The following is a 5,547-nucleotide window of genomic DNA, read 5'->3' as shown; positions in this document are numbered from 1 at the left end:
GCCTATTCGGCAGTGAACAATAGACTATCAGTAAAATAATAAGTTACAACAATCACTTAATAACTTTTTGGTGTTTTTACCAATGTTTTCAAATGAAGTTGTAACCTATTGATTTTTAATGCACCTTGTTAAAGAACAATTTTCATTGGTAAAAATGGTTAAAATAAAGGTACTGTTGCAACCTTACTCAACCCATAACAATCAAAATCACCATTACATTGACCACTAACATCAATCTTATTCACAAACAGTTTAAACTTTTTACTTTCAGACAAACTATTCATATTAATAAAAGGCAATTTTGATAATTGCTCTTCATAGTTTTCAAAATATGCAAGCGCTTCATCCAATGTACCACCATGGCGCTTAACTCTACGACGCGCTATACGCTCTTTATTCGGTGCAACTTGAAAACGATTAAAGCATGTAAACGATGAAACAGTATCAGGAACATCTTTGATCGATGTGCAATGCACATAATCCGCCAATCGCTTCAACCATTTACCAACATTCAATAATTCTAATTTTTCTTTCGTGTCGGCTAATAAACGTAACTTAGCCCCTAACGGAAACTTACTTCCATATTCAGGAAAGGATACTGCAACTTCAGATTGGTTCTTAGCGACTTTATTTTCAACAAGCGCTATATGCACCTGTTGATAAACCTTATACCAAAGAAACCCTAAATTAGTTTCAGCATCTGGTAATAAGGTAATATCGAGATAATATTTCATTCCCGCTCCTATTTATCGCTTTCACCGAAAACGCCACCACGAACAAGAACAGCCATTACATAATGCTCATCTTCAATACGTTCTAACTTTTCACCACGCGCAAATTTATCGAAGAATGTGTAAAAATCTTTTTTAGCCGCCGGCGTACGATAGGCTTTACCTAAGTTTGTTACAGCACCATATGGTTCAATCGCAATCGGCCCTGCAGTTACTTCTGCATCATCAAATTCTGGATACCAAGTATCAATACTACGCAGCGCGTTACCGATTTTTTGCGAATGCATTGCTGCAATATCATTAACTGCATAAAGAATTTTACTCTTACTGCCCTTCCCTTTATCTAATACAAGTTCTTCGCTTGGATAAACATCTTGTGCTTTACCCACTTGTACAAAACAATTAATTTCTAGCATTAAGAAGTCATCATCACTTGCTAATGCAGCCGCGATACGTTCACCTAAAGAAACAACATCTTTATTGTCATTATTAAAATGACGCGTACTAAATTCTGTCGCATCAAACACCCAAGATTGTGAGGCGTTTTTATTTAATGCATTAACTTGTACTTCAATATTTTCTGAACCAACTCGGTTACGCCATAAGAATTTAGCGTTAGCAATATTTAATGCATAACGACGCCCTAATTCTTTAAAGCCTTCATCTGCGATATAACCAGTAACTGCTGTTGTATAAGATTGTTTAAACAGCGCATTATTACAAGCCGATGGTTGCGTAACACCACCAAGTACTTTCAATGTGAATTGTAATTTTAACGTGTCTTGTTCTGGTGCAAGTGCACAAGCATCAACTCTTTGTAAATTAGGTTTTTCTACCTCTGCATTCAGCTTTGCAGGATCTTTTTGAATTGCAGGTTTTAAACGATTTGAAATTGTACCGCGCACTGACTTTTCAATCAGACTTAAAGGCATCAACTTCGTTTTATTTTCCCATGTAGTGCCGTACATATAGCCGTCTGAAGGAACTAATTTCTTTTCAAACGCCAATACTGATGCAATATTTTCTTTTTTAGCCATTATGTTATTCCTTTTCTTTTCTTTATTTTAAATTAATAGAATTAATAGAATTCAGCCCATTCATCTGATGGCTGTTCTTTAATTTGCTCGCAGAGATATAAATTATTTTCAGCATTAACCGAATATTGCCATAGCAATTCATCGATAGATGTCACTCGATAAGGCATTTTAAATTCGCCTAAAGTGACAATACTTTCAGCAAAACGGTGTGGAGTTTCTGGATTTCTCTGATTTTTTGCTTGCCCTAGATCTGTTATCCCATGAAAACCTGTTGCAATGGGTACTATCCAGCCTTTTGATTGTCGGCCACTTGACCAATTAACCTGATCATCACTTTTCTCACAACGATGCTTAATAACAAGGTTTTCAATGAGCGCATCCATTGCATCTTGACCAGCATCCATCGCTTCAACCATGAGATCTCGACGTTCAACAATCGCATAACCAGGCATAAGTTGACGTGTGACTTTTACAAGATCCTTCTTATTGCCTTCTTCGACTCTATGAAAAGACGGAGAATAAAAACTTTTAATATCACCACCCGCCATTTTCATTCGGCTATTAAGATGGTGTGATATCCGATCCTGCACTGATTCTTCTTGCTCTTTATCAATACCAGAAAACTCAATAAGTAGTGATACATCTAAGTGACAACGTGCTTCTTCAATAAATGCACTGCGTGAACCCGTTTTATCAAGCGGGTTACCCGTACCAATGATTGAATGAACATAATCACCCACACCTTTGTATGTTTGTAAATTACACTCATGACTAATCACACCCGTGGCATTAAACACTAAATGGGTAAATCCATCTTGATTCAATTTACGTTGCAACGCATGCACAGCACCTAGCCATGCTGTCATTGCAGGAAATCCAATCGTAAACGGACTTGATAAAGCATTTGCGTTATGCACCTTGATATGAGGCAGTAATATCAATTTTTTAATGTTATTACTCATCGTAATGCCTCCTTATTTTTCGTCACAATTTTAAGAAAATGTAAACGTTCTTCCTCACCGAACATGACTGACTCTTTGCCGATTATTTTTTTATAGGCTCCCGTCATCCAACTAGCAATATCGCCAACAACAATGTCTAACCAATCATCATATTCTTCACGTTGCTGAGCATCATCACTGTGTAACCACATTTTGTGGTTCGCATCTAACTGAGAGCTATCCGAGTGATACTGTTCCGCTGACACAGCTCTAATCGCCCACATTTTATCGATAATACGATCGACTAACTCTTGAATACGGGCATCACGACTATTTCTTAGCGATACATTATTTTTATAATCAATACGGAATATACGATGTAATGCTTGGAAAACATCTCGGTATTCATGTGTTTTAAATGACTCAATAAAGAAGTTTGATCGAGGGAAATGAATAGTTCGTTTATCTAACTGCGGTGGTAATGATGATAATAAATGTGCCTTACCAGCATTTTGATTATTCAAAACACTGATATTTTGCGGTTTTGTACCACCATAACCAATAGTCGTTAAATTATAAATTTCAGAGAAGCCTTTTTCACTGAATTCATTTTTACGTTTAAGCTCACGGATTGCTTTCGTTTCATCAGAAAATCGTAATGTATCAATACGCTTCCTAAGCTGATAAAGCATACCTGAATTAGTTAATATCGACAGCTGGTGATAATCGTCGTCAACAGGAAAATACACTTGTTTTATTTTAGAACTCGTAACATTTTCACCGACAGTATTGACCATGGCTAAAAAACCATTTTTTAGCGCTAAATAACTTTCTGTTTTAATCGCTAATAAATTAACAGCAAGCTCTGAGTCATCCTTGATATGGTCGAGTAATGACTTATTATCAACCATTTCCAATGTTAAAAATTTATATACATCAAGCGCGGCTGCATTGCCCAATGCATCCGTATCTACATCAACATTACCACTCTTTAAAAAACCATCGTTTACTCGTTCAACGTTAGCGATGACAGACGTCACATAACCATTTTTATTTTTCCTGGCGCTAGGGTGACTAAAAGTACAAGGGTGAGTAGACATAGATATTTGTCCTGCTCTTTTAGCTGCGTTAGGCAACCAAATAGCCAAAGAGAAAGTATTATCACACTCTATATTCAGCTCATTTACCTCCGATTCATCCATCGAGGCTTTTACTTTTTTCTTTAACCAAGCTTCTTTTCTTTCATCAAAAAAGCTTTTAATGGCAGGGTCTAACATTTTTAAACTCCTATTTACTCTTCTGTATTAATCCAAATTGATCACTGTATTCATATTTTTTACCTTCACGCATAACAAAACTCAGTTCGCCATAACGCAAAGATACTTGCCTAACGGTCGGTAAATTAATTTCATCGGTATGCTCGCTTAATAAATTTAAATAATTCCTTTCTAACCATAAATTAGAGCGTTCATAATCAGACAATTCAACATGTGTTATTTGTAGTAAGCCCTCAACATTAATTAAGTCACCGTAAATATCGGTGACTCGGCAACCTTGCTCATCTTTTTGGGAAAAGTAACAAGGTTCATGATCCGAATTCGCGACGAAAAAAATTTTAGTATTCGGTTCACTTTGTCTAAAAGGATTAAGCTTTTGCGGTAACGCAGTTAAGAACCATGCTTGTGATAGGTAACCTTCCAATGCTTCCGGTCCATAGCTATCGTATGAACATAAGGTATCTCTTGTTACTCTGTGTTCAAGTGCTGCAAGCCGCTGCTGTTCAGATGGTGGTAACGGATAAATTCTTGGGATCGCATTTAGATTTTTAGATACATGAGACTCATTAACTAACTGACACAAATCATGAGTTGGAAAGGCGTTTTTTATGTATTCTTCATATCCAGGTCTTATAAAATACTTTTCTCCTTTTTGGTTACCATCTTTGAATGCCTTATAGTTATATTGCATTAGCGCAATATTAGCTTGAGTCACTTCCGCCAAGCGATGACGACGAACACGACCAGCTAGTTGCACAATTGAACGGTATGATGAAGGCTCGATAACAGCCCAATCAAAGTCATGATCACGGCCAACTTCCTCTACCGGCGTTGCAACGAGGATGAAAATAATATTTTTAGCTGCACTTTTATCTAAATGTTTTCGGATGACTGAGTTCGTAAATGCTTTAGGCTTTTCACCCATTTTTTCTTTACGCTTTAGTACGCGATCAAGGTGTTTTTCTTGTTCATGTCGAAGTAATAGCACCTGCTGGCTGTGATAAGCCATCACTTTGACTTCCACATCAATAGGGTAATCGGTTTGTAATAAGTATTTGGTCAATTCAACACAAGGCACTATATTGGCAACGCGTACAACACCAAATGATACACTCTTATCTGTTTCGTCATCAGTAGTGTGATGCTGCTGATGTTTAACTAAAATAGCCTGCTTAATATGACTGAAATATTGCTCTTGCTTTGTTTCATCACTGGCTGTTTTATGCGCACTCATGCTCTCTGAACATTTAATAATTTCAGCTTTACGTTTAATGGGTTGTTTTTTTAATTTAGCAACACGTTTGGCAATAAAGGCATCGTGTTCGACTTGATATGCCGTAATAGCCTTATCACTTAACGTCGTATTGATACTTGCAACTGCAGTATTGAATTCATCAATCCAGGCACAACCTATGGTATTTTCAGCATTGCTTCGGCTTTGACTATACAACTGCCAACCCTTTTTATAAGCATTAAAATAACCTTCCGCTAAAGAGGGAGGTATAGTCGCAGATGAAATCATTACTTTACGCCCTAGCATGCCAGCAAGATGAATCAATCG

At 36.8% G+C, this 5,547-nt stretch carries 4 protein-coding genes and 1 pseudogene; all 5 read right to left on the bottom strand.

Annotation, left to right across the window (positions count from 1 at the left end; genetic code table 11):
• Positions 1-158: 158 nt before the first annotated feature.
• Positions 159-734, bottom strand: coding sequence for a type I-F CRISPR-associated endoribonuclease Cas6/Csy4 (gene cas6f / locus BT797_RS21740; RefSeq protein ID WP_075473510.1), 576 nt, complete (start codon positions 732-734; stop codon positions 159-161).
• Between the two features lie 8 nt (positions 735-742).
• A complete protein-coding gene (csy3, locus tag BT797_RS21735) occupies positions 743-1,768 on the bottom strand; it encodes a type I-F CRISPR-associated protein Csy3 (protein ID WP_075473509.1) in 1,026 nt (341 codons plus the stop codon).
• 41 nt (positions 1,769-1,809) lie between these two features.
• Entirely contained in the window at positions 1,810-2,730 is a 921-nt protein-coding gene (gene csy2 / locus BT797_RS21730) for a type I-F CRISPR-associated protein Csy2 (protein ID WP_075473508.1), read from the bottom strand.
• Positions 2,727-3,986, bottom strand: coding sequence for a type I-F CRISPR-associated protein Csy1 (csy1, locus tag BT797_RS21725; protein WP_075473507.1), 1,260 nt, complete (start codon positions 3,984-3,986; stop codon positions 2,727-2,729). Before csy1 ends, csy2 begins: the two co-directional genes overlap by 4 nt.
• Before the next feature lie 10 nt (positions 3,987-3,996).
• A pseudogene (locus BT797_RS23965) lies at positions 3,997-5,547 on the bottom strand (type I-F CRISPR-associated helicase Cas3f); the annotation flags it as partial.

It is taken from the genome of Moritella viscosa (genome assembly GCF_900120065.1).
Classification (GTDB): Bacteria; Pseudomonadota; Gammaproteobacteria; order Enterobacterales; family Moritellaceae; genus Moritella; species Moritella viscosa.
Note: the sequence above shows the minus strand (reverse complement) of the source record. Positions and strands in the feature narration are given on the sequence as shown.